Below are 20,626 nucleotides of genomic sequence, written 5' to 3'. Positions count from 1 at the left end.
GCGTCGACGGGGAGGACCGGTCGGGCGACCCGATCAAGGTCATGGTGGTCGACGACCACCCCATGTGGCGCGACGCCGTCGCCCGCGACCTGGCCGAGTCCGGCTTCGACGTGGTCGCCACGGCCGGCGACGGCGACCAGGCGGTCCGCCGTGCCAAGGCCGCCGCGCCCGACGTCCTGGTGCTGGACCTCAACCTGCCCGCGAAGCCCGGCGTCCAGGTCTGCAAGGAACTGGTCGGCGCCAACCCCGCCCTGCGGGTCCTCGTGCTGTCGGCGAGCGGCGAGCACGCGGACGTGCTGGAGGCGGTGAAGTCGGGCGCCACGGGCTATCTGCTGAAGTCCGCCTCGACCGAGGAGCTGATCGACGCCGTACGCCGCACCGCCGTCGGCGACCCCGTCTTCACCCCCGGCCTCGCCGGCCTCGTCCTCGGCGAGTACCGCCGTCTCGCCTCCGAGCCGGTGCCCGCCGCGGGCGCCGACGAGCCGAAGGCGCCGCAGCTCACCGACCGGGAGACGGAGGTGCTCCGCCTGGTCGCCAAGGGCCTGAGCTACAAGCAGATCGCCGAGCGCCTCGTCATCTCGCACCGCACGGTCCAGAACCATGTGCAGAACACCCTCGGCAAGCTCCAGCTCCACAACCGGGTGGAACTGGTCCGCTACGCCATCGAACGCGGCCTCGACGACGAGTAGACCGAGGGACACCCGGCCGGCCCGGCCCGCGTAGATCGACAAATGCGTCCATAGACCAATCCGAGGAGTAAACCAACCGCCCGACAGTTCACCGGAATTGCCCTTACCCGGTCATGTCGAAGTGACCTGCGTCACCATTACGGTGCTGCGGAAGGCTTACGGCAACCGCGGTGAAGGGACATTTCCATGCGGGTCGGAGTACTGACCGGAGGCGGCGACTGCCCCGGGCTCAACGCCGTCATCCGGGGCATCGTCCGCAAGGGCGTGCAGGAGTACGGCTATGACTTCGTCGGCTTCAGGGACGGCTGGCGGGGTCCGCTCGAGAACGACACCGTCCGCCTCGACATCCCCGCCGTGCGCGGCATCCTGCCGCGCGGCGGCACGATCCTCGGCTCCTCGCGCACCAACCCGCTCAAGGAGGAGAGCGGCATCCGCCGCATCAAGGACAACCTCGCCAAGCAGGAGGTCGAGGCGCTCGTCGCCATCGGCGGCGAGGACACGCTGGGCGTGGCCGCGCGTCTGTCGGACGAGTACGGCGTGCCCTGCGTGGGCGTTCCGAAGACGATCGACAACGACCTGTCGGCCACGGACTACACCTTCGGCTTCGACACGGCCGTGGGCATCGCGACCGAGGCGATCGACCGGCTGCACACCACGGCCGAGTCCCACATGCGGGTCCTGGTGGTGGAGGTGATGGGCCGCCACGCAGGCTGGATCGCCATCCACTCCGGCCTGGCCGGTGGCGCCAACGTCATCCTCATCCCCGAGCAGCGCTTCGACGTCGACAAGGTGTGCGCCTGGGTGACGTCACGCTTCAAGGCGTCGTACGCGCCGATCGTGGTCGTGGCGGAGGGCGCGATGCCGAAGGACGGCCAGATGGTCCTGAAGGACGAGTCCCTGGACTCCTTCGGGCACGTCCGGCTGTCCGGGGTCGGCGAATGGCTCGCCAAGGAGATCGAGAAGCGCACGGGCAAGGAGGCCCGGACGACCGTCCTCGGCCATGTCCAGCGTGGGGGCACGCCGAGCGCGTTCGACCGCTGGCTCGCCACGCGGTTCGGGCTCCACGCGATCGACGCGGTCCGTGACGGGGACTTCGGCAAGATGGTCGCGCTGCGCGGCACGGACATCGTCCGCGTCCCGATCGCCGACGCCACCGCCAAGCTGAAGACGGTGGATCCCGCGCTGTACGAGGAGGTCGGCGTGTTCTTCGGCTGACCGGGGGAGGGGCGCGTGTGCGTTGCCGGGTGCGGGTGGGTTCGTGGTTTCTCGTGCCCACGCGGCGGAGCCGCATGTGTCACTGCCCCGCGCGCCCCTGAAAAGCCCACCCGCACCCGGCGACGGGGCCCTACCCCGCCCGAAGGGCCCGCAGCCCCGCCACCAGTTCCCGCACCACCGTCACCCCGTCCAGCGTCAGCACCGACTCCGGATGGAACTGCACCCCCGCGAACCCGGCCCCCCGCAGCGCGTGCACCTCCCCGGTGGCGCTGCGGCTGACCTCCACCCCGTGCGCGGCCAGCTCCCCGGCCGCCCCGTCGCCGCAGCGCGCCACGAAGCTGTTGTAGAAGCCGACGACCTCCTCCCGCCCGAACAGGTCGATCGAGGTCTGCGCCCCCTGGTACGGCACCTCCTTGCGTACGATCTCCAGCCCCAGCTCCGCCGCGATCAGCTCATGCCCGAGACACACCCCGAGCACCCCGTACGGGTGGTCCCGGATCACCTCGGCGGTCAGCTCCCGCAGGAACCGCATCTTGGGGTCGTCCGCGTCCCCCGGGTCGCCGGGCCCGGGGCCCAGCACGACCACCCCGGCATGCCCGAGCACGGCCTCCCTCAGCCCCGGCTCGTCGTACCGCCGTACCGTCACCTCCAGCCCCGACGACCGCAGCAGATGCGCGAGCATCGCGGTGAACGTGTCCTCGGCGTCCACCACCAGCGCGTGCCCGGTCAGCTCGGCCGTGCGGTCCTGCATCCGCAGCCAGAACGGCGCCAGCGACGCGCGCCGTCCGTCCAGCGCCGCCCGCACCCGGGGGTCCTCCGCGAGCCCCGGCCGCACCCGCTCCCGCTCCGGCCGCCCGGGCCGCACCCCGAGCGCCGCCAGCACCCCGGCCGCCTTGGCGTGGGTCTCGGCTACCTCGCCCGCCGGATCGGAGCCCCGGACGAGCGTGGCGCCGACGGGCACCCGCAGCCGGCCGTCGGCCGCGATGTCCGCGGTCCGGATCAGGATCGGCGAGTCCAGGGTCTGCGCCCCGCCCTCGTCCCGGCCCAGCAGCGCGAGCGCCCCCGCGTAATAGCCGCGACCACCCACTTCGTGCCGCTCGATGACCCGGCAGGCGTTCTGCACGGGCGACCCCGTGACGGTCGCCGCGAACATGGTCTCCCGCAGGACGTCCCGCACGTCCAGCGAGGAGCGTCCGCGCAGCTCGTACTCGGTGTGCGCGAGGTGCGCCATCTCCTTCAGCCGGGGCCCGATCACCACCCCGCCCATGTCGCCGACCGTGCACATCATCTTGAGCTCCTCGTCGACGACCATCGAGAGCTCCTCGATCTCCTTGCCGTCGGCGAGGAAGTCCAGCAGGTCCTCCGGTGTCGGCCCGCCGGCCGGATAGCGGTACGTGCCGCTGATCGGGTTCATCACGACGGTCCCGCCGGACATCCGCACATGCACCTCGGGGCTCGCCCCGACCAGGGTCCGCCCACCCGTCTCCCGGCCCCGCCCTTCCAAGGAAGGCCCTTCGGGCCCTTTCTGTTCTCCGGTGTGCACCACGAACGTCCAGTACGCGCCCCGCTCGCCCTCCAGCAGCCGCCGGAACAGCGCCAGCGCGTCGGCCCGGCCGAAGCCCCGGATGCCGCCCTCGTACGTCCGCCGGATCACGAAGTTCGCGCCCTCGCCCCGCCCGATCTCCTCGCGCAGCACCCGGCCGACGATCTCCGCGTACTCCTCGTCGCCGACGTCGAAACCGCCGCCCTCGACCCGCACGTCATGCGCGGGCAGCTGGGCCAGCGCCCGCTCCAGCGGCAGTGCGTACGACTCCTCCGGCACGAGCACCGACAGGGGCGTGCCGTCGTCGCGGACGTCGAAGCCGCGTTCGCGGATCTGCCGGAACGGGACGAGGGCAAGCCCCTCGTCGGGGAGGTCGGCGAGCCGTTCGCAGGTGGCGACCGGGCCGATCAGCACCTCCACGGTGTCGTGGTCGAGACCGGGGGTGCGGCGGCGCAGCAGCGCGAACGGTCGGGGGTCGTGCAGGAGTCGAGCCAGGTCCATCGGGTTCTCCTCGTGGCTGATCGGAGCGTGATCAGTGCGGTGATCGAGGAGGGACGGCCCGGTGGTGGAAACACGGAAGGCCGCCCCTCGGGCGGCCTTCGCGAAGTCGTGCGTACGCGCAGTCAGTGGGCCGCCGGATGAGCGGTCCACCACCAGTTCTGGTTGAAGTGCGCGAACATGCGCCGCACCCTACCGGAGGCGTTCCGGCGGCGCCACGGGCCACGCCCGCGGGTCCTGTCCCGATCGAGCGGGGTTCGTCTCACTTGATGAGCAGGGGGATGGACGCCCGACATGACCCCGTAATGTGGACGTCGTGACCGTGAACGCTAAGTCCAGCGCGAGCGCTGGCAACACCTGGCGAGACCTGCCCGCGGCGCAGCAGCCCGAGTACCCCGACACCGAGGCTCTGCGCGCAGTCGTTGCGGAGCTCGAGTCGTATCCGCCGCTCGTCTTCGCGGGCGAGTGCGACCAGCTGCGCGCCCGGATGGCGTCCGTCGCCAAGGGAGAGGCGTTCCTCCTCCAGGGCGGCGACTGCGCCGAGGCCTTCGACGCCGTGTCGGCGGACCACATCCGCAACAAGCTGAAGACGCTGCTCCAGATGGGCGCCGTCCTCACGTACGCGGCCTCCGTGCCGGTCGTGAAGGTCGGCCGGATCGCCGGGCAGTACTCCAAGCCCCGCTCCAAGGGCACCGAGACCCGCGACGGCGTGACCCTGCCGACGTACCGCGGCGACTCGGTCAACGGCTTCGACTTCAACGAGGCCGCCCGCGTCCCGGACCCCGAGCGCCTGAAGCGGATGTACCACGCCTCCGCCTCCACGCTGAACCTGGTCCGCGCCTTCACCACCGGCGGCTACGCCGACCTGCGCCAGGTCCACGCATGGAACCAGGACTTCGTGAAGTCGTCCCCGTCCGGTCAGCGCTACGAGCAGCTCGCCCGCGAGATCGACAACGCGCTGAACTTCATGCACGCCTGCGGGGCCGACCCGGAGGAGTTCCGCACCGTCGAGTTCTTCTCCTCGCACGAGGCGCTGCTGCTCGACTACGAGTCGGCGCTGACCCGCGTCGACTCCCGCACGGGGCAGCTGTACGACGTCTCCGCGCACATGGTGTGGATCGGTGAGCGCACCCGGCAGCTGGACCACGCGCACATCGAGTTCGCCTCGAAGATCCGCAACCCGATCGGGATCAAGCTCGGCCCGACGACCACGGCCGAGGACGCGCTGCAGTACATCGAGCGCCTCGACCCGGAGCGCGAGCCCGGCCGTCTCACCTTCATCGTGCGCATGGGTGCGGACAAGGTCCGCGACAAGCTGCCCGAGCTGGTCGAGAAGGTCACCGCATCCGGCGCGACCGTGGCCTGGGTGACCGACCCGATGCACGGCAACACCTTCGAGGCGGCCTCCGGGCACAAGACCCGCCGCTTCGACGATGTGCTCGACGAGGTCAAGGGCTTCTTCGAGGTCCACAAGTCCCTGGGCACCCACCCGGGCGGCATCCATGTGGAACTCACGGGTGACGACGTCACCGAGTGCGTGGGCGGCGGCGACGAGATCTTCGTCGACGATCTGCACCAGCGCTACGAGACCGCCTGCGACCCCCGGCTCAACCGCAGCCAGTCCCTCGACCTGGCCTTCCTGGTCGCGGAGCTGTACCGCGACTAGTACGGGAGTGACGACACAGTGGAGTGGGGCGCGGATCACATACGATCCGCGCCCCACTCCACTTTTGCGCTCCCTGGCCGCCGGGTAAGGTTAGGTTAGCCTCACCGATCATCGTCGGGACGGCGTTTCGTATCGATCCCGGCGGGAGGTGGACCGCGTGTTCGTCTGCAGTTGCTTCGGTGTCACCGAGCAGCAGGTCAAGAAGCACGCGGCGGACGGCGCCTGCACCCCTCGCCAGATCGCGTCGGCCTGCAAGGCCGGTACGGACTGCGGTTCGTGCGTCCGCCGTATCCAGGCGATCCTGGGCAGGGGCGCGTGCCCGCGCCGTGAGTCGGCCGACCAGGGGCAGCCCGCCTTCTCCGAGGTGCAGGAACTCGAGGAAGCCGCCTAGCCCGTCCGGCGCGGCCCCTCGACACGAGGAATCTCGACACGAGGAATCTCGGCGCGAGGAATCAGCTCTCCGGCTGTTCGATCAGCTGTGCGATGTACAGCGCCTCACCGAGCTTCTCCAGCAGTTCGAGCTGGGTGTCCAGGTAGTCGATGTGGTGCTCCTCGTCGGCGAGGATCGACTCGAAGATGTTCGCGGACGTCACATCGCCCTTGGCCCGCATCACCTCGATGCCGCGCTTGAGGCGGTCGATCGCCTCGACCTCGATCTGCCGGTCCGCCTCGAACATCTCCTTCACCGTCTGGCCCACGCGGACGTGGAACAGTCGCTGGTAGTTCGGTAGGCCGTCCAGGAACAGGATCCGGTCGGTGAGGACCTCCGCGTGCTTCATCTCGTCGAACGACTCGTGCCGGGTGTACTTCGCGAGCTTCGTCCAGCCGAAGTTCTCCTGCATCTTCGCGTGCAGGAAGTACTGGTTGATCGCGGTCAGCTCGGCCGTCAGCTGCTCGTTGAGGAATTCGATGACCTCGGGGTCGCCCTGCATCGCAAAGGCTCCTTCCAAGCGGGGAACTGGGAGGTTGCGCCGCGATGATTGCACCGGCATCGAAGATCGTCCAGTAAGTGCAAGCTTAGTAAGTTAGCCCAGCCTTAGTTCGTTTTGTTCCCATTGGGCGGGGGGCGGTCATGTGCACCACTCGGGGTCTGTCAGGATGGAGTCATGGGTCAGCCGGTGGGACGCGAGTCGGGAGATCGCGCATCTGAGAACGCGGCACAGCCGCAGCTTCCGCCGGGACAGCGACTCCAGCGCGGCTGGCCGGTGACGCACTACGGTCCCGTACCCAAGTTCCGCCCCGAGCGGTGGGACTTCCGGGTCTTCGGCGCCACCGCCGACGGTGAGAAGCAGAGCTGGACCCACGACGAGTTCACCGCGCTGCCGTACGCCTCGGTCGTGGCCGATCTGCACTGCGTGACGAAGTTCAGCATGGTCGGCGCGGAGTGGGGCGGCATCCCCGCCCGCACGATCCTGGAGATCGCGCCTCCGGCCGCCGAGGTCACCCATGTGATGGTGTGGGCCGAGTACGGCTTCAGCTCCAACCTCCGGCTCAGCGACTTCGCCTCGGACCGCACGATCTTCGCCACCCACAAGGACGGCGAACTGCTCACCGCCGAGCACGGCTTCCCGCTGCGGCTCGTCGTGCCGCAGCTCTACGCCTGGAAGGGCCCCAAGTGGGTCCGGGGCATCGAGTACATGACCGCCGACCGGCGGGGCTTCTGGGAGGAGCGCGGCTACCACAACATCGGCGACCCGTGGCGCGAGCAGCGCTACTCCTACCAGGAGGAACCGGGGGAGGGGCCCGAGCTCTGACCGGGCCCGGCACCTGGGGGGTGTTGTGAGAGTCCCGCACAGCACCCCCTGGCCGTCTCAGCCGTCGCGGAGCTTCTTCAGGCGTTCCACGTCCGCCGCGTGGCCCTCCTTGCCGCCGGGGGTCTCGATGATCAGGGGAACGCCCTCGGTGGCCGGGTGGGTCATCAGCGCGCGGAACGGGTCCTCGCCGATGTGGCCGGAGCCGATGTTCTCGTGGCGGTCCTTGTGCGCGCCGACGACGTCCTTGGAGTCGTTGGCGTGGATCAGTTTCAGCCGGCCCTCGCCGACGGTGTCCACCAGCAGGTCCAGCGTCCGATGCATGCCGTCGGGCCCGGTCAGGTCGTGGCCCGCCGCGAAGATGTGGCAGGTGTCCAGGCAGACGCCGAGCTTCGGGTGCGCGTCGAGCGCCTCGAAGTACGGGCCGAAGTCCCAGGTGCGGGAGCACAGGGAGGCGCCCTGGCCGGCGGTGGACTCCAGCAGCAGATACGGGTCGTCGTCGTGGGTCAGCTCCTCCAGCAGCGGCAGGAGGTGTGCGCGCACCTGCTTCAGCGCGACCGAACGGTCCCGCCCGCCGGTTGCGCTCCCGGTGTGCACGACCACGCCGAGGGCGCCGATCTCCCGGCCCCGGCGCAACGAGTGCCGTAGTGACTCCACGGACTTCTCGACCGTCGCCTCGGTGTGCGAGCCGAAGTTGATCAGGTACGGGGCGTGCACGTACGCGGGGATCGACTCGGCCGCGCAGGCCGCCCGGAACTCCTCGTCCTGCCGCGGGTTCCCGACCGGTGTGGCCCAGCCCCGCGGGTTCGCGACGAAGACCTGCACGGTCTCGGCCTTGAGATCACGGGCGTAGGTCAGCCCGACGGAGTTCAGCCCACCGGCGACGGGCACATGCCCGCCGACGGGGTTGCGCGCGGGCCCGGACACGGGGGCGGGCGCGGGGGAGAAGACGGGGTCGGACGCGGGGGCGGAGGGGCCGGGACGACCGGGGGACTGCTCAGTACTCACCGCACAAGGGTGACATGCGGCGGAAGCCACCCGGACGGCGGATGCCCGCGGCGACGGCGGATGCCTGCGGCCGCCCGGGCCTGCCCGGCAAGCGCGGGCCGCCGTGTGCCGCCCCCCGCGCTCTCGGCGGACACGAGCCGCTGTGTGCCGAGACCCTGCCTCCTCGGCAAACGCAGGCCGCAGTGTGCCGCCCCCGCGCCCTCGGCGGACGCGGGTGCCCCCGGCCGCCGGTCGGCCCCAATGCCCCGGCGCCCCGACCGTGGTGAACCGGGGTCAGCCGATCTCGATGGTGATCGTCGAGCCCTTGGGTGCCGTCTCGCCGCCGTCCACCGACTGTCCCTTGACCTCGTCGCCGAAGAGGCCGAGGAGACCCCGGTCCTCGTCGACCTCGAAGCCCGCGTCCTCCAGCTTCCGCGTGGCGTCGTCGACGCTGTCGCCCACGACGTCCGGGACCTCGATCATCTCGGGGCCCTTGGACAGCGTCAGCGTGACCGTGTCGCCCGCCCCGACCTGCTTGCCCGCGCCCGGGGACATCTCGGCGACCAGACCCTTGTCGTACTCGGAGTTGACCTGCTCCGAGGCGATCTCCACCTTCAGGCCCTCGTCCTCCAGCGCGGCGGTGGCGTCCTCGACCGAGTCGCCGGCCACGTCCGGGATCTCCACCGGAGCACCCCGGCTGACCACGAGCGCGACCGCCGAGCCCGAGGACGCCTTGGTCCCGGCGCCCGGCTCGGTGCGGATCACCTGACCCCTGATGACCTCGTCGCTGAACTCCCGCGTCACCAGACCCGGTTCCAGCCCGGCGCTCTTGAGCCGGTCCTTCGCCTTGTCCAGGCGGTAGCCCTTCAGGTCGGGCAGCGCCACGGTCTCGGGGCCCTTGGAGATCGTCAGCGTGACCGTGTCGTTGTCCCGGATGCGGTCGCCCGGCTCCGGGTCGGTGCGGATCACCTTGCCGCGCTTGACGGTGTCGCTGAACGCGCGCTCGACCTTGACGCCGAGCCCGGCACCCTGGATCCGCTGCTTCGCGACGGCCTCCGACTGGGCCAGCACCGCCGGGACCTTCGTGAACTGGCCCGAGTTGATGTACCAGATGCCCCCGCCCACACCGAGGACGAGCAGCACGGCGGCCACGATCGCGAGCAGGCCCCGCCGGGGCGGGGTGCCGCCGGTGCGCCGGGGCGGCGGCGGGGACGTCTCGAACCGGCTCGTGCGGTTCATCCCGTCGAGCCCGGCCGACCGGGACACGGTCAGCGACCGCGGGATGACGCTCGTGCGGTCCTCCGCGTTGTCGTGCCCGGCGGTTCTCGCCTGCGGCGGCACCGCGTCCAGCTGCTCGACGCTCAGCGCGGACCGCGCCTCCAGCGTCTGCGCGAGCAGTGCGACCGCGTCGTACGGCCGCAGCTCCGGAGGGCGGGCGGTCGCCGAGGCCACCAGCTCGTCCAGCTCGTACGGCAGACCGGGCACGGCGGCCGACGGCGGCGGCACGTCGTCGTTCAGCGCGTGGTAGAGCACCTGCGCGGGGGTGTCCCCGCCGTGGGGTTTGCCGCCGGTGAGCATCTCGTAGAGCATCACCCCGCACGCGTACACGTCGACGCGGGTGTCGGTCGTGCCGTGCTCCAGCTGCTCCGGGGCCAGATAGGCCACGGTGCCGAGCACGGTGCCCGTGGTGCTGGTGACGGTGTCCACGGAGCGGACCAGCCCGAAGTCGGCGACCTTGACCCGGCCGTCGTCCCCGATCAGCACGTTCTCCGGCTTCATGTCGCGGTGCACGAAACCGGCGCGGTGGGCGGCGCCCAGGGCGGCGAGGATCGGCTCCAGGATGTCCAGCGCGGCCCGCGGCTGCAGGGCGCCGCGCTCGCGCAGCACGTCACGCAGGGTGCACCCGGCGACGTACTCCATGGCCAGATAGACGTACGACCCGTCGGTGCCCTGGTCGTAGACCCCCACCACGTTCGGGTGGGAGAGCCGTGCCACCGATTTGGCCTCGCGGATGAACCGCTCCACGAACGAACCGTCCGCGGCCAGCGTCGGATGCATCACCTTGAGCGCGAGCACCCGGTCCAGGCGGGTGTCCACGGCCCGGTAGACCGTGGCCATCCCGCCGACCGCGATCCGCGCCTCGACTCGATACCGGCCGTCGAGCACCTGGCCGACAAGCGGGTCCTGAAGGGTCGTGTCCACGCAGGTGAGTCTACGAGCCGCCACGGACACCCCCACCCCTTCCGTGGCGGCGGTGGCGTACTGCAGCAGACCTGTGACCGTCCCGCACCCGGACGAGGGACCCGCCCGCTCAGAACGCCGGCCGCTCCGGGTCCAGTCGCGCCAGCCCCTCGCTCGGGGACGACGCCTCCGCGAAGTGGCGCCGGGGGATGCGGCCCGCCCGGTACGCGAGGCGGCCCGCCTCCACCGCGCTGCGCATGGCGGTCGCCATCAGCACCGGCTCCTGCGCCCGGGTCACCGCGGAGGCGAGCATGACGCCCGCGCACCCCAGCTCCATCGCGAGCGCCGCGTCCGACGCCGTACCGGCCCCCGCGTCCAGGATCACCGGCACGCGCGCGTGCTCCACGATCAGCTGGAAGTTGTGCGGGTTGCGGATGCCGAGCCCCGACCCGATCGGCGACCCCAGCGGCATGATCGCGGCACAGCCGACGTCCTCCAGCTTCCGGGCCAGCACCGGGTCGTCGTTGGTGTACGGCAGGACGGTGAAACCGTCGTCGACCAGCGTCTCCGCGGCGTCCAGCAGCTCGATCGGGTCCGGCAGCAGGGTCCGCTCGTCGGCGATGACCTCCAGCTTCACCAGGTCCGTGCCGAGGGCCTCCCGCGCGAGCCGCGCGGTGAGCACGGCCTCGCCCGCCGTGAAGCAGCCGGCGGTGTTGGGCAGCACCCGGATGCCCAGCCGGTCGAGCACCGAGAGCACCGAGCCGTGCACGGCCGCGTTCACCCGGCGCATCGCGACCGTCGTCAGCTCCGTGCCGGAGGCCACCAGCGCCCGCTCCAGCACGTCCAGGCTGGGGGCGCCGCCGGTACCCATGATCAGCCGGGACGAGTAGGTCGTACCGCCGAGGACGAACGGGTCGTCTGCCATGGGTCAGCCTCCTTGGACGGCGGTCAGGACCTCGACGCGGTCCCCGTCGGACAGGAGCGTCGACGGCCACTGCGCGCGCGGGACGACGGTTTCGTTGAGTGCGGCGGCCACCCCGGACGGGGACGCGGCGAGCGTCCGCACGAGCGTGTCGAGGGCGGTGCCGGGGGCGACACGCCGGTGCTCCCCGTTGACGAGGACGGTCAGGGCGTCGGTACGGTCCACGGTGCTCATACGGGCTGCTCCGAGAGTTCCCTGGGCTGACCCGCCCGGAAGCGCAGCGGTGTGAAGTCCCGCGCCACCTCCGGTAGTTCCCCGCTGATCAGGACATGGGCCAGGACGTCGCCGGTGATCGGGGTGAGGAGGACCCCGTTGCGGTAGTGGCCCGTCGCGAGGAGCAGGCCGTCGAGTTCGGTGGGGCCGAGGAGCGGGGCGTTGTCGGGGGAGCCGGGGCGCAGTCCCGCGCGGGTCTCGGTGAGCGGGAGTTCGGTGATGCCGGGGACGAGTTCATGGGCGTCCCGCAGCAGTTCGTACACCCCGCCCGCGGTGACCGTGGTGTCCCAGCCGAGTTCCTCGCTGGTCGCGCCGACGACGAGTTCGCCGTTCTCGCGCGGCACCAGATAGACGTGGCTGCCGCGGACCACGGCCCGCACGGTCCGGGTCAGGAAGGGCGCGTACCGCTTCGGCACGGTCAGCCGCAGCACCTGCCCCTTCACGGGCCGCACGGGCGGCAGCACGTCGTCGGGGACACCGGCGAGCCGCCCGCTGTGGCTGCCCCCGGCCAGGACCACGTGCCCCGCGGTCAGCTCGGTGCCGTCGTCGGCCCTGACCCCGGCGGCCCGTCCCCGCACCACGGACAGCTCCTCGGCCCACGCCCGGTGGAACACGACCCCGGCCCGCTCACAGGCCGTGACGAGGGCCCTGGAGAGCCGCCTCGGGTCGATCTGGTGGTCCCCGTCGACCCGCAGCCCGCCACGCACGCCCGGCGCCAGCATCGGCTCCAGACGGCGGCACTCGCGGCCGTTCAGCCACTCCGACTCCAGGCCCGAACGGCTTTGCAGGGCGTGCAGTTCCCGCAGATGGGCCCGGTCGTCGGCGTCGAGGGCGACGGCGAGCGTCCCGGAGCGGCGGTAGCCGAGGTCGAGGCCGGTCGCCTCGGTCAGCTCGGCGGCGAAGTCGGGGTAGCGGCGCGCGGACTCCAGGTTGAGCCCCAGCAGCGTCTGCTCGCCGTAGTGCAGTTCCGTGACCGCGGCGAGCATCCCGGCCGCCACCTGGGCCGCCCCGCCGCCGGGCCCGGGATCCACGACGGTGGTGGTGAACCCGCGCTGGGCGGCCCGCCAGGCCGTGACCAGCCCGATGATCCCGCCCCCCACGACGAGGACGTCTGAGGTGTGCGTACGCGACATGGGCGTCCAGCCCCTCCCTTCGCCGGCATGACCCGGATCAGGTTCGTACGGTCGGAGGCCGCCAGCCTCCCTCTCAGCCCGGTGCGTCCGGGCTCCCGCGAGTGCTCTACGGTGGCCCACCCTAGCCCGTGCCGTATCGCTCAGTAAGGGAGCCTCCCGCCATGCCCCGCTCGCTCGACGGACTCGTCCTCGCCCCCGTGGCCGACCAGGCCCCAGGTCAGGTCGGCACCCTCACACGGTTCGCGTACCACGAGAAGGACGGCGAGATCTGGGCCGACTACGCGGGCGGCGACGTCGTACGAGGCCACCTCCTGGGTACCCGTGAGGGTGACCGGCTGGACTTCCGCTACGTCCAGCTGCGGACCGACGGGACGACCGCGTCGGGGCACTGCGTGTCCCTGGTGGTCGAGCTGCCGGACGGGCGGGTGCGGCTGGAGGAGACCTGGGAGTGGGAGTCGAGGCCGGGCAGCGGGACGAGCACGGTGGAGCAGATCGAGACGGCGGACGGCGCTGTGGAGCAGGTCACGGCACACGACCGCTGACTGACGGATCGTCAGTTGTCTATGGTGATCAGGTGAACGAGCAGACGCGGGCAGCGGGAGGGACGACGGCGCGCCGGGTCGTCGTCGTGGGCGCGGGCATGGCCGGGGTGCAGACCGCGGTCGCCCTGCGCGAACAGGGCTTCTCCGGCGAGGTGACGCTGATCGGCGCCGAGCCCCACCAGCCGTACGACCGGCCGCCCCTGTCCAAGGCCGTCCTGCTCGGCAAGGCCGAGGACTCCGCCTTCGACGTCGACTTCGAGGCGCTCGGCATCGAACTCCACCTTGGCCGCGAGGTCTTGGGCGTCCGCCCCGACGAGCACGAACTGGACACCGCCGCCGGGCCCGTCCCGTACGACCTCCTGGTCCTCGCAACCGGCGCCGAACCGATCCGGCTGCCCGGCGTGGAGGGCGTGCCCGGCGTGCACCTGCTGCGCACCCTGGACGACGCCGAGCGGCTGCGCCCCGTCCTGGCCGAGCAGCACGACATCGTCGTCGTGGGCGCGGGCTGGATCGGCGCCGAGTTCGCCACCGCCGCGCGGGAGGCGGGCTGCGCGGTCACCGTCGTGGAGGCTGCCGACCGGCCGCTGGCCGGGGCGCTGCCCGCCGAGGTGGCCGCGCCGATGGCCGCCTGGTACGCCGACAGCGGCACCACGCTGCGCACCCACGCGCGCGTGGAGCGCGTCGAGCAGGGCACGGTCGTCCTGGACGACGGCTCCCGGATCCCGGCCGGTGCCGTGGTCGTCGGCATCGGGGCCCGCCCCGCGACGGCCTGGCTGAGGGGCTCCGGCATCGAACTGGGCCCGCGCGGCGAGGTGGTCGCCGACGACCACCTGCGCTCCTCCGCGCCGGACGTCTACGCGGTCGGCGACTGCGCCTCCTTCCCCTCGGGCCGCTACGGCGAGCGCCTCCTGGTCCACCACTGGGACAACGCCCTCCAGGGCCCCCGCACGGTCGCCGCGAACATCCTCGGCGAGACGCCCGAGCCCTACGACCCCGTCCCGTACTTCTGGTCGGAGCAGTTCGGCCGCTTCGTCCAGTACGCGGGGCACCACCCCGCCGCCGACACCATGGTCCGGCGCGGGGACCCCGCGGGCGCCGCCTGGACGGTGTGCTGGCTGCGCGAGGACCGCCTGGTCGCCCTGCTCGCCGTCGGCCGGCCGAGAGACCTGGCCCAAGGTCGCCGCCTCATCGAGTCGGGCACCCCGATGAACCCCACCCTGCTCGCGGACCCGGCGAGGCCCCTGAAGGCGGCGACGGCCTAGCACAGCGCGGCTCCCGCCCCCTTCCGGGGGTCCCGCCCCCCGGAGGGCCCCGCCCGGCTACCCACTGTCAGTCCCAGATGGCAGTCTTGGTGACGTGACCGAGATTGACGCAAAGATCGATGCTCTCGTCCCCGCGTGGCTGACCCTCCCCGACATCGCCGAGATGCTCGGCGTCGAGGTGACCCGTGTGCGGCAGCTGGTCAAGGAGGGCCAGCTCATCGCCGTACGCCGTGGTGAGAACCGCGCGCTGCACGTCCCCGCCGCCTTCATCGACGGGGACAAGGTGGTCAAGGGCCTCACCGGCACCCTGACCCTGCTGAAGGACGACGGCTTCACCGACGAAGAGATGCTGGAGTGGCTCTTCACTCCGGACCCCAGCCTGCCCGGCACCCCGGCCCAGGCCCTGAGCGAGAATCGCGGCACGGAGGTGAAGCGCCGCGCCCAGGCGCTCGCCGTGTGATCACCGGAGGCTGAGAAGCCGCACCACCGGCAGGATCCGCACCACCGGCAGGATCCGTACTACCGCACCACCCGAACAGCACCGTGCGGCGTACGGCGGCCGGGGCCGCCTGTGCCCCGGCCGCCGTACGCCGCACCGACATGGCACCGCCCACGGGGGACTCATCCATGACCGACGCCGCTGCCCGGCTCGACGACGCCCGTCTCTACCTCTGCATGGACGCCCGCGAGCGCCAGGGCGACCTCCCGGAGTTCCTGGACGCGGTCCTCGACGCCGGTGTGGACATCGTCCAGCTGCGCGACAAGGGCATGGAGGCGGCACAGGAGCTGGAGCTCCTGGAGCTGTTCGCCGAGAAGTGCCGCCTTCACGGCAAGCTGCTCGCCGTGAACGACCGGGCCGACGTGGCGCACGCCTCGCGGTCCGCGCACCCGGGCGGCGCCGACGTCCTGCACCTCGGCCAGGGCGACCTCCCGGTGCCCGCCGCACGCGCGATCCTCGGTGACGACGTCCTCATCGGCCGCTCCACACACTCCGAGGAGGAGGCCGCGGCGGCCGCCGTCCAGGAGGGCGTGGACTACTTCTGCACGGGCCCCTGCTGGCCCACCCCCACCAAGCCCGGCCGGCACGCGCCCGGCCTCGACCTCGTGCGGTACACCGCCGCGCTCGGCACCGACCGGCCCTGGTTCGCCATCGGGGGCATCGACCTCGGCAACCTCGACGAGGTCGTCGCCGCGGGCGCCCGACGGGTCGTCGTCGTCCGTGCGATCACCGAGGCCGACGACCCCGCGGCCGCGGCGGCGGCGTTCGCGAAGCGCCTGCGCGCCCTGTGAGACCGCCCGCAGCCCGGATGTCCAAGGCGTGGACATCCGAGCCGATAAAGCGGACAAATGGGGGTGCTCTGGTTGGGGGACGGCCCCGACCTGACTAACCTGCGGTTATGGCCCTAGGAACCGCCTCCACCAGGACTGATCGCGCACGGACCGTGCGGGACATGCTCGCCACGGGCAGGACCACGTACTCGTTCGAGTTCTGGGCCCCCAAGACCGAGAAGGGCGAGCGGAACCTGTGGAACGCCCTCCGCAGGGTCGAGGCGGTGGCCCCCAGCTTCGTCTCCGTGACCTACGGAGCGGGTGGTTCCACGCGCGCCGGCACCGTCCGGGCGACCGAGCAGATCGCCGCCGACACCACCCTCACCCCGGTCGCCCACCTGACCGCCGTCAACCACTCCATCGCCGAACTGCGCAACATCATCGGCCAGTACGCGGACGCCGGTATCCGCAACATGCTCGCGGTCCGCGGCGACCCGCCCGGCGACCCCATGGCCGACTGGGTGCCGCACCCGCAGGGCCTGACGTACGCCGCCGAACTCGTCCATCTCATCAAGGAGTCGGGTGACTTCTGCGTGGGTGTCGCGGCCTTCCCGGAGATGCACCCCCGGTCCGCCGACTGGGACTCCGACGTGGCCCACTTCGTGGACAAGTGCCGGGCCGGCGCCGACTACGCGATCACCCAGATGTTCTTCCACCCGGACTCGTACCTGCGTCTGCGGGACGCCGTCGCGAAGGCCGGCTGCGAGACCCCGGTCATCCCGGAGGTCATGCCCGTCACCAGCGTGAAGATGTTGGAAAGGCTGCCCCAACTCAGCAACGCGGCCATCCCGGACGCCCTGAAAGAGCGGATCGTCACAGCCAAAGACGATCCGGCCGCTGTACGCTCCATTGGCATCGAGTTCGCCACGGAGTTCTGCGCGAGGCTGTTGGACGAGGGAGTCCCCGGACTTCACTTCATCACCCTGAACAACTCCACCGCGACTCTGGAAATCTACGAGAACCTGGGCCTGCACCACCCACCGGGGGCCTAGACCGGTCGCACTCGCGTACGACACACTGCGTAGCGGCCACAGGGAGAGGGGCGTACATGGGCTGGACGGTCCTCTACATCGCGTTCGGTGTCGTCGCGTTGTGGCTGCTGGGCGAGGTGCTGCTGCAGTACAAGGCGCGGTTGCGGTGGAGGCTGCTCGCCTTCGTCGGGTTCCTCTGTGTCGTGCTCGGCGTCCTGATGCCCAATGTGATCGTCATCGGCGTCGGCGCGATCGCCTTCGCGGTCGGCCAGACGTATGTGACCCTGTCGTTCCGCCGTGGTTTCGAGGCGGGTTGGGCCGTCCGCCCGCGCTCCGGTGAGGATGCGGAGGCCCCCGCGGCCAAGCCCGGCAAGAAGCGACGCCGGGGCGGCGAGCCGGAGCGTCAGGACCCCACGCTGGAGGTCTCCGACCTGCAGCCCGACGTTGCCGGAACGTACCAGCAGGACGACGACCCGCTGGACCAGGACGACGACGTCTTCGTACGCCCGAAGTCCACCCCCTCCGGGGCGGCCACCGTGTACTCGCCGGAGCCCCTGCCCGACGACACCAGCACCTACGGCGTCTACCGCGACGACAACGCGTACGCGGCGGCCCCGGGCCAGTCCTACGCCAACGCCGACCAGGCCCAGGACGAGGCGTTCGCCTACTACGGCTACGACCAGCAGGGCTACGGCTACGACCAGTCCGAGCAGCAGTACGCCGCCTACTCCGACCCGTACATCGGCACCCAGACCTACGACGCCACCGCCCCCTACGACCCGTCCTACGGCCAGCAGGGGTACGGGCAGCAGGGCTACGGGCAGGACCAGTACGGCAACGGCGCGTACGGCGGCGAGACCCCGCCCGGCGGTGTCTGGGTCCCGCAACAGCGCAACACCGACGACCCGTTCGGGTCGGATCTCCCGACGGACCAGTCGTACCCGTACCAGGGGAACGGCAACGGGTACGACGAACAGCAGTACCGTTTCTGACGGTCGGTGCTCACTGGGAGCCGCGGAAGCCGGGTCCCTCCACGATCAGGCCCGCCACCAGGGAGCCCGACATGCCGGCGTGCGGGAGGCCGCCGCCGGGGTGTGACCAGCCGCCGACCGTGAACAGGCCCGGTAGGGCCGTGGTGTTGGACGGTTGCAGGAGGCGGCCCTCGCCCGCCGCCAGCGCCGGGGCCGGGATCGCGCCGCCGGGCGCACCCGTCGTCCGCTCGATGTCCGCGGGGGTCTGCACCTCGTGCCAGAGCAGCCGGTCGCGCAGGCCGGGCACGGCCCGCTCCGCGGCGGTGATCACCGCCTGGGCATGGCGCTCGAAGACCTCCGCCTCCGACCATCCCCGGTCGGGTTGGGCAGGCACCACCGAGCTGAGCGTGATCGCCTCGTGCCCGGCGTCCGGCACCCACGCCGGATCGTCCGGGCGCACCACCGTCACCGTGGGGTGCGCGACCATCCCCGACGAGGCGCCGAACAGCAGCTCCAGCTCGCTGTCGCGGTCCTCCGCGTGCACCACCGTGCGGTGCGCCGTGCCCTCCGGCCGGCCGCCGCGCAGCGCGAGCAGTACGGTCAGCCGGCTCGTCCGCACCCGCTGCGCCGGTACCTCGCCGGAACCCCGGACGACGGACTGCCGCACCGCCCCGTCCAGGACCTCGGGCGCGACCCCGGCGACCACGAAGTCCGCCTCGGACACCGTCCCGTCCGCCGACTCGACCCCGGCCACCCGGCCGTCCTTCTCCACGATCCCGGTTATCTCGGCGTCGAAGACGAACTCGACCTTCCGGGCCAGGCACCGCTCGTACACGGCCCGCGCCAGCTCCCGGAGGCCGCCCCGGACGTACCAGACGCCGAAGGCGTGCTCCATGTACGGCAGGACCGCCGCGCTCGCCGGGGTGGTGCGCGGGTCCAGCCCGTACGCCAGGGCGTGGCTCTCCAGCAGGGCCGTCAGCCGGGGGTCGCGCAGCTCCAGGGTGCCGACCTCGGCGAGCGTGCCGGCGCGGCGGGTGCGCAGCAGCCGCTTGTGGGGCACCGCCGGATAGGGCTCACGCTCGGCGAGGACCTGCCAGTCGGGCCACAGCGGCTCCTCCAGGAGGGGCCGCCGGGTGCGGTCCCACGCCTCGCGGGCCCGGACCAGGAAGTCGCCCCAGCGGTCGCCCGCCCCCGAGCCGAGCGCCGTGTTCAGGGCGGCGACCACGCCCGCGCGGGAGGCGTTCGGCAGCAGCAGGTCCGTGCCGTCGGCGAAGACGTGCCGTGCGGCCGGGTCCACCTGGACGAGGTCGACGCACTTCTCCAGCGGCTCCTTGCCGGTCTTCAGGAACAGGTCGCGGTAGACGGCGGGCAGGGGCAGCAGCGCCGGGCCCGTGTCGAACGCGAAGCCGTCGCGCTCGTACCGGCCCACCGCACCGCCGTAGGTCGTCGTGCGCTCGTACACCACCACCCGGTGGCCCGCGACGGCCAGCCGGGCGGCCGCCGCCATGGCGCCGAGACCGGCGCCGATCACCGCAATCCTTGCCATGTCTGCGACCTTAGCGGGCGCCGCCGACAACCGGTTTCCGGGCCTGTGCACAGGCCCCGGGCGAGTATCCGCGCGGACGCCGTCGTGACCAGAGGGGCACCGGGGGGCGTGGGTGTGAGTGCGCAGGGGTGAGTACGCGTACCTACGGGGGGAGATGAGTAGGCGCGCGGATGGGCTCCCCTCCGCGCGGACGGAAGAGTGGAGGCACGGGAAGGGGCGTGGCTCCGGAACCGCCGGCACGGGGCGGCGGAACGGGTCTCGCGCTCCGACCGCTCCTTCCGTCGACACGGTCGAGGCTTCGACGGTCGGCGGGAGCGAGGCACGGGGGAATGGGGGACCGGGGGACACGGGGCACGGGGGCAGGGGGAACGGGGGGAATGGGGAAGCGCCGGTTCGAGGTGGCCCGCGGGGGACGCGGCCAGTCCGAACCGGCGCTCTCGTTCGTTCGCTCTCGTCCGTTCGCGCGCGGGCAGGTGCGCGGCGCGGGCGCCTCGGTGACGGCTACCGGTTGCCGCTGACCCGGCCCTGGAGCAGCCGCGACAGCGCCGAGTGCACGTCGTCCAGGGAGCGCTCCGGCTGGAAGGCCTTCCAGTCCAGGGCGGCCACCAGGACCATGCCGACCAGGGCCGACGCCGTGAGGCCGATGTCGATCTCGTCGCTCAGCTCGTCCGCCTCGACGCCCTCGCGGAGCACCTTCTCCACGACCGCGACCGCCTCCTGCCGGACGACCATCAGCGTGGACTGCCACGCCCGGTTGGTGCGCCACAGCTCGGCCACGTACAACTGCGTGAACGACGGGTAGCGGTCGATGAAGACCAGTCCGGCCCGGATCATCGCGTCCAGGGCGTCGACCCTGCTGCCGCCGCCCTCGGCGCTGCGGTCGGCAGCCTCCCGCAGCGACGCCGTGAGGAGCCCCACGCCGTGCCGCAGCAGCTCCTCGAAGAGGACCGACTTGCTGGCGAAGTTGTAGTAGACGGTGCCCTTGGCCACGCCGGCGCGCTCGGCGATCTCGTCGACCGTCGTGGCGGAGAACCCCTGCTCCGCGATGAGCGTGACGGCCGCCTCGTAGAGCTTCTGCCGGGTCGCCTCGCGGCGGCCCCCGCCTGTGCCACCGGGGGCGTTGCTGCTTTCCATGGCCCTGATTGTC

Annotated in this window: 21 protein-coding genes and 1 riboswitch; of the genes, 11 read left to right on the top strand and 10 right to left on the bottom strand. The window is 71.9% G+C overall.

Annotation, left to right across the window (positions count from 1 at the left end; all coding sequences use genetic code 11):
- Positions 1-41: 41 nt before the first annotated feature.
- The gene (locus M8J73_RS32990; RefSeq protein WP_055539422.1) at positions 42-689 is read left to right on the top strand and encodes a response regulator; all 648 of its coding nucleotides are present in this window, start codon (positions 42-44) and stop codon (positions 687-689) included.
- 186 nt (positions 690-875) lie between these two features.
- Positions 876-1,904, top strand: a complete 1,029-nt coding sequence (locus M8J73_RS32985) for a 6-phosphofructokinase (RefSeq protein ID WP_055539407.1) — start codon at positions 876-878, stop codon at positions 1,902-1,904.
- 130 nt (positions 1,905-2,034) lie between these two features.
- On the opposite strand, the gene M8J73_RS32980 is transcribed toward M8J73_RS32985, so the two are convergent.
- Entirely contained in the window at positions 2,035-3,948 is a 1,914-nt protein-coding gene (locus M8J73_RS32980; RefSeq protein WP_249829441.1) for an anthranilate synthase family protein, read from the bottom strand.
- A gap of 122 nt (positions 3,949-4,070) precedes the next feature.
- Positions 4,071-4,127 (bottom strand): trp operon leader peptide, encoded by a 57-nt coding sequence (locus M8J73_RS45610; protein WP_359703140.1) that lies wholly within the window; start codon positions 4,125-4,127, stop codon positions 4,071-4,073.
- 134 nt (positions 4,128-4,261) lie between these two features.
- On the opposite strand from M8J73_RS45610, the gene M8J73_RS32975 reads away from it, so the two are divergent.
- Together M8J73_RS32975 and M8J73_RS32970 are read left to right on the top strand one after the other, a co-directional pair.
- Positions 4,262-5,611, top strand: coding sequence for a class II 3-deoxy-7-phosphoheptulonate synthase (locus M8J73_RS32975; protein ID WP_055537706.1), 1,350 nt, complete (start codon positions 4,262-4,264; stop codon positions 5,609-5,611).
- A 148-nt stretch (positions 5,612-5,759) separates the two neighbouring features.
- Positions 5,760-6,002 (top strand): (2Fe-2S)-binding protein, encoded by a 243-nt coding sequence (locus tag M8J73_RS32970; RefSeq protein ID WP_055537704.1) that lies wholly within the window; start codon positions 5,760-5,762, stop codon positions 6,000-6,002.
- Between the two features lie 61 nt (positions 6,003-6,063).
- On the opposite strand, the gene bfr is transcribed toward M8J73_RS32970, so the two are convergent.
- Positions 6,064-6,543 (bottom strand): bacterioferritin, encoded by a 480-nt coding sequence (gene bfr / locus M8J73_RS32965; RefSeq protein ID WP_055521109.1) that lies wholly within the window; start codon positions 6,541-6,543, stop codon positions 6,064-6,066.
- 174 nt (positions 6,544-6,717) lie between these two features.
- Here bfr and M8J73_RS32960 point away from each other — a divergent pair, with 174 nt between their 5' ends.
- Positions 6,718-7,365: a sulfite oxidase-like oxidoreductase gene (locus M8J73_RS32960; protein ID WP_055537705.1), complete on the top strand. Its 648-nt coding sequence runs from the start codon at positions 6,718-6,720 to the stop codon at positions 7,363-7,365.
- Positions 7,366-7,422: 57 nt separating this feature from the next.
- Here the strand turns inward: M8J73_RS32960 and M8J73_RS32955 are convergent, their stop codons facing one another.
- The 5 genes from M8J73_RS32955 to thiO form a co-directional block, all read right to left on the bottom strand.
- A complete protein-coding gene (locus tag M8J73_RS32955; RefSeq protein WP_372504058.1) occupies positions 7,423-8,370 on the bottom strand; it encodes a deoxyribonuclease IV in 948 nt (315 codons plus the stop codon).
- A 273-nt stretch (positions 8,371-8,643) separates the two neighbouring features.
- Complete coding sequence (pknB, locus tag M8J73_RS32950; RefSeq protein WP_055540869.1) at positions 8,644-10,551, bottom strand: Stk1 family PASTA domain-containing Ser/Thr kinase; 1,908 nt, start codon at positions 10,549-10,551, stop codon at positions 8,644-8,646.
- 109 nt (positions 10,552-10,660) lie between these two features.
- Complete coding sequence (locus M8J73_RS32945; protein ID WP_055540868.1) at positions 10,661-11,455, bottom strand: thiazole synthase; 795 nt, start codon at positions 11,453-11,455, stop codon at positions 10,661-10,663.
- Between the two features lie 3 nt (positions 11,456-11,458).
- Positions 11,459-11,659, bottom strand: coding sequence for a sulfur carrier protein ThiS (thiS, locus tag M8J73_RS32940; protein WP_055540870.1), 201 nt, complete (start codon positions 11,657-11,659; stop codon positions 11,459-11,461).
- A gap of 23 nt (positions 11,660-11,682) precedes the next feature.
- The gene (gene thiO, locus M8J73_RS32935) at positions 11,683-12,858 is read right to left on the bottom strand and encodes a glycine oxidase ThiO (RefSeq protein WP_055540867.1); all 1,176 of its coding nucleotides are present in this window, start codon (positions 12,856-12,858) and stop codon (positions 11,683-11,685) included.
- Positions 12,856-12,967, bottom strand: a riboswitch (TPP riboswitch). Its footprint overlaps the gene before it by 3 nt.
- A 52-nt stretch (positions 12,968-13,019) precedes the next feature.
- Between thiO and M8J73_RS32930 the strand changes: the two genes are divergently transcribed.
- The 6 genes from M8J73_RS32930 (at position 13,020) to M8J73_RS32905 (ending at position 17,954) form a co-directional block, all read left to right on the top strand.
- A complete protein-coding gene (locus M8J73_RS32930; RefSeq protein ID WP_055540866.1) occupies positions 13,020-13,400 on the top strand; it encodes an avidin-fold protein in 381 nt (126 codons plus the stop codon).
- Between the two features lie 32 nt (positions 13,401-13,432).
- Entirely contained in the window at positions 13,433-14,662 is a 1,230-nt protein-coding gene (locus tag M8J73_RS32925; RefSeq protein ID WP_249829440.1) for an NAD(P)/FAD-dependent oxidoreductase, read from the top strand.
- A gap of 94 nt (positions 14,663-14,756) precedes the next feature.
- Positions 14,757-15,122, top strand: a complete 366-nt coding sequence (locus tag M8J73_RS32920) for an Rv2175c family DNA-binding protein (RefSeq protein WP_107462251.1) — start codon at positions 14,757-14,759, stop codon at positions 15,120-15,122.
- Between the two features lie 167 nt (positions 15,123-15,289).
- Positions 15,290-15,952: a thiamine phosphate synthase gene (gene thiE / locus M8J73_RS32915; protein WP_055542558.1), complete on the top strand. Its 663-nt coding sequence runs from the start codon at positions 15,290-15,292 to the stop codon at positions 15,950-15,952.
- Positions 15,953-16,059: 107 nt separating this feature from the next.
- The gene (gene metF, locus M8J73_RS32910) at positions 16,060-16,983 is read left to right on the top strand and encodes a methylenetetrahydrofolate reductase [NAD(P)H] (RefSeq protein WP_055542559.1); all 924 of its coding nucleotides are present in this window, start codon (positions 16,060-16,062) and stop codon (positions 16,981-16,983) included.
- Between the two features lie 56 nt (positions 16,984-17,039).
- On the top strand, positions 17,040-17,954 hold the full coding sequence (locus M8J73_RS32905; protein ID WP_055542560.1) for an SCO2102 family sporulation regulator: 915 nt from the start codon (positions 17,040-17,042) through the stop codon (positions 17,952-17,954).
- Positions 17,955-17,964: 10 nt separating this feature from the next.
- Here M8J73_RS32905 and M8J73_RS32900 read toward each other — a convergent pair whose 3' ends face one another.
- Both M8J73_RS32900 and M8J73_RS32895 read right to left on the bottom strand, forming a co-directional pair.
- Positions 17,965-19,479 carry a phytoene desaturase family protein gene (locus tag M8J73_RS32900; RefSeq protein WP_249829439.1) on the bottom strand — a complete coding sequence of 505 codons (1,515 nt, stop codon included), beginning with the start codon at positions 19,477-19,479 and terminating at the stop codon, positions 17,965-17,967.
- A 501-nt stretch (positions 19,480-19,980) separates the two neighbouring features.
- Positions 19,981-20,613, bottom strand: coding sequence for a TetR/AcrR family transcriptional regulator (locus tag M8J73_RS32895; protein ID WP_055716610.1), 633 nt, complete (start codon positions 20,611-20,613; stop codon positions 19,981-19,983).
- Between the last annotated feature and the right edge of the window lie 13 nt (positions 20,614-20,626).

The organism is Streptomyces neyagawaensis (genome assembly GCF_023516595.1).
GTDB lineage: Bacteria > Actinomycetota > Actinomycetes > Streptomycetales > Streptomycetaceae > Streptomyces > Streptomyces neyagawaensis.
Note: the sequence above shows the minus strand (reverse complement) of the source record. Positions and strands in the feature narration are given on the sequence as shown.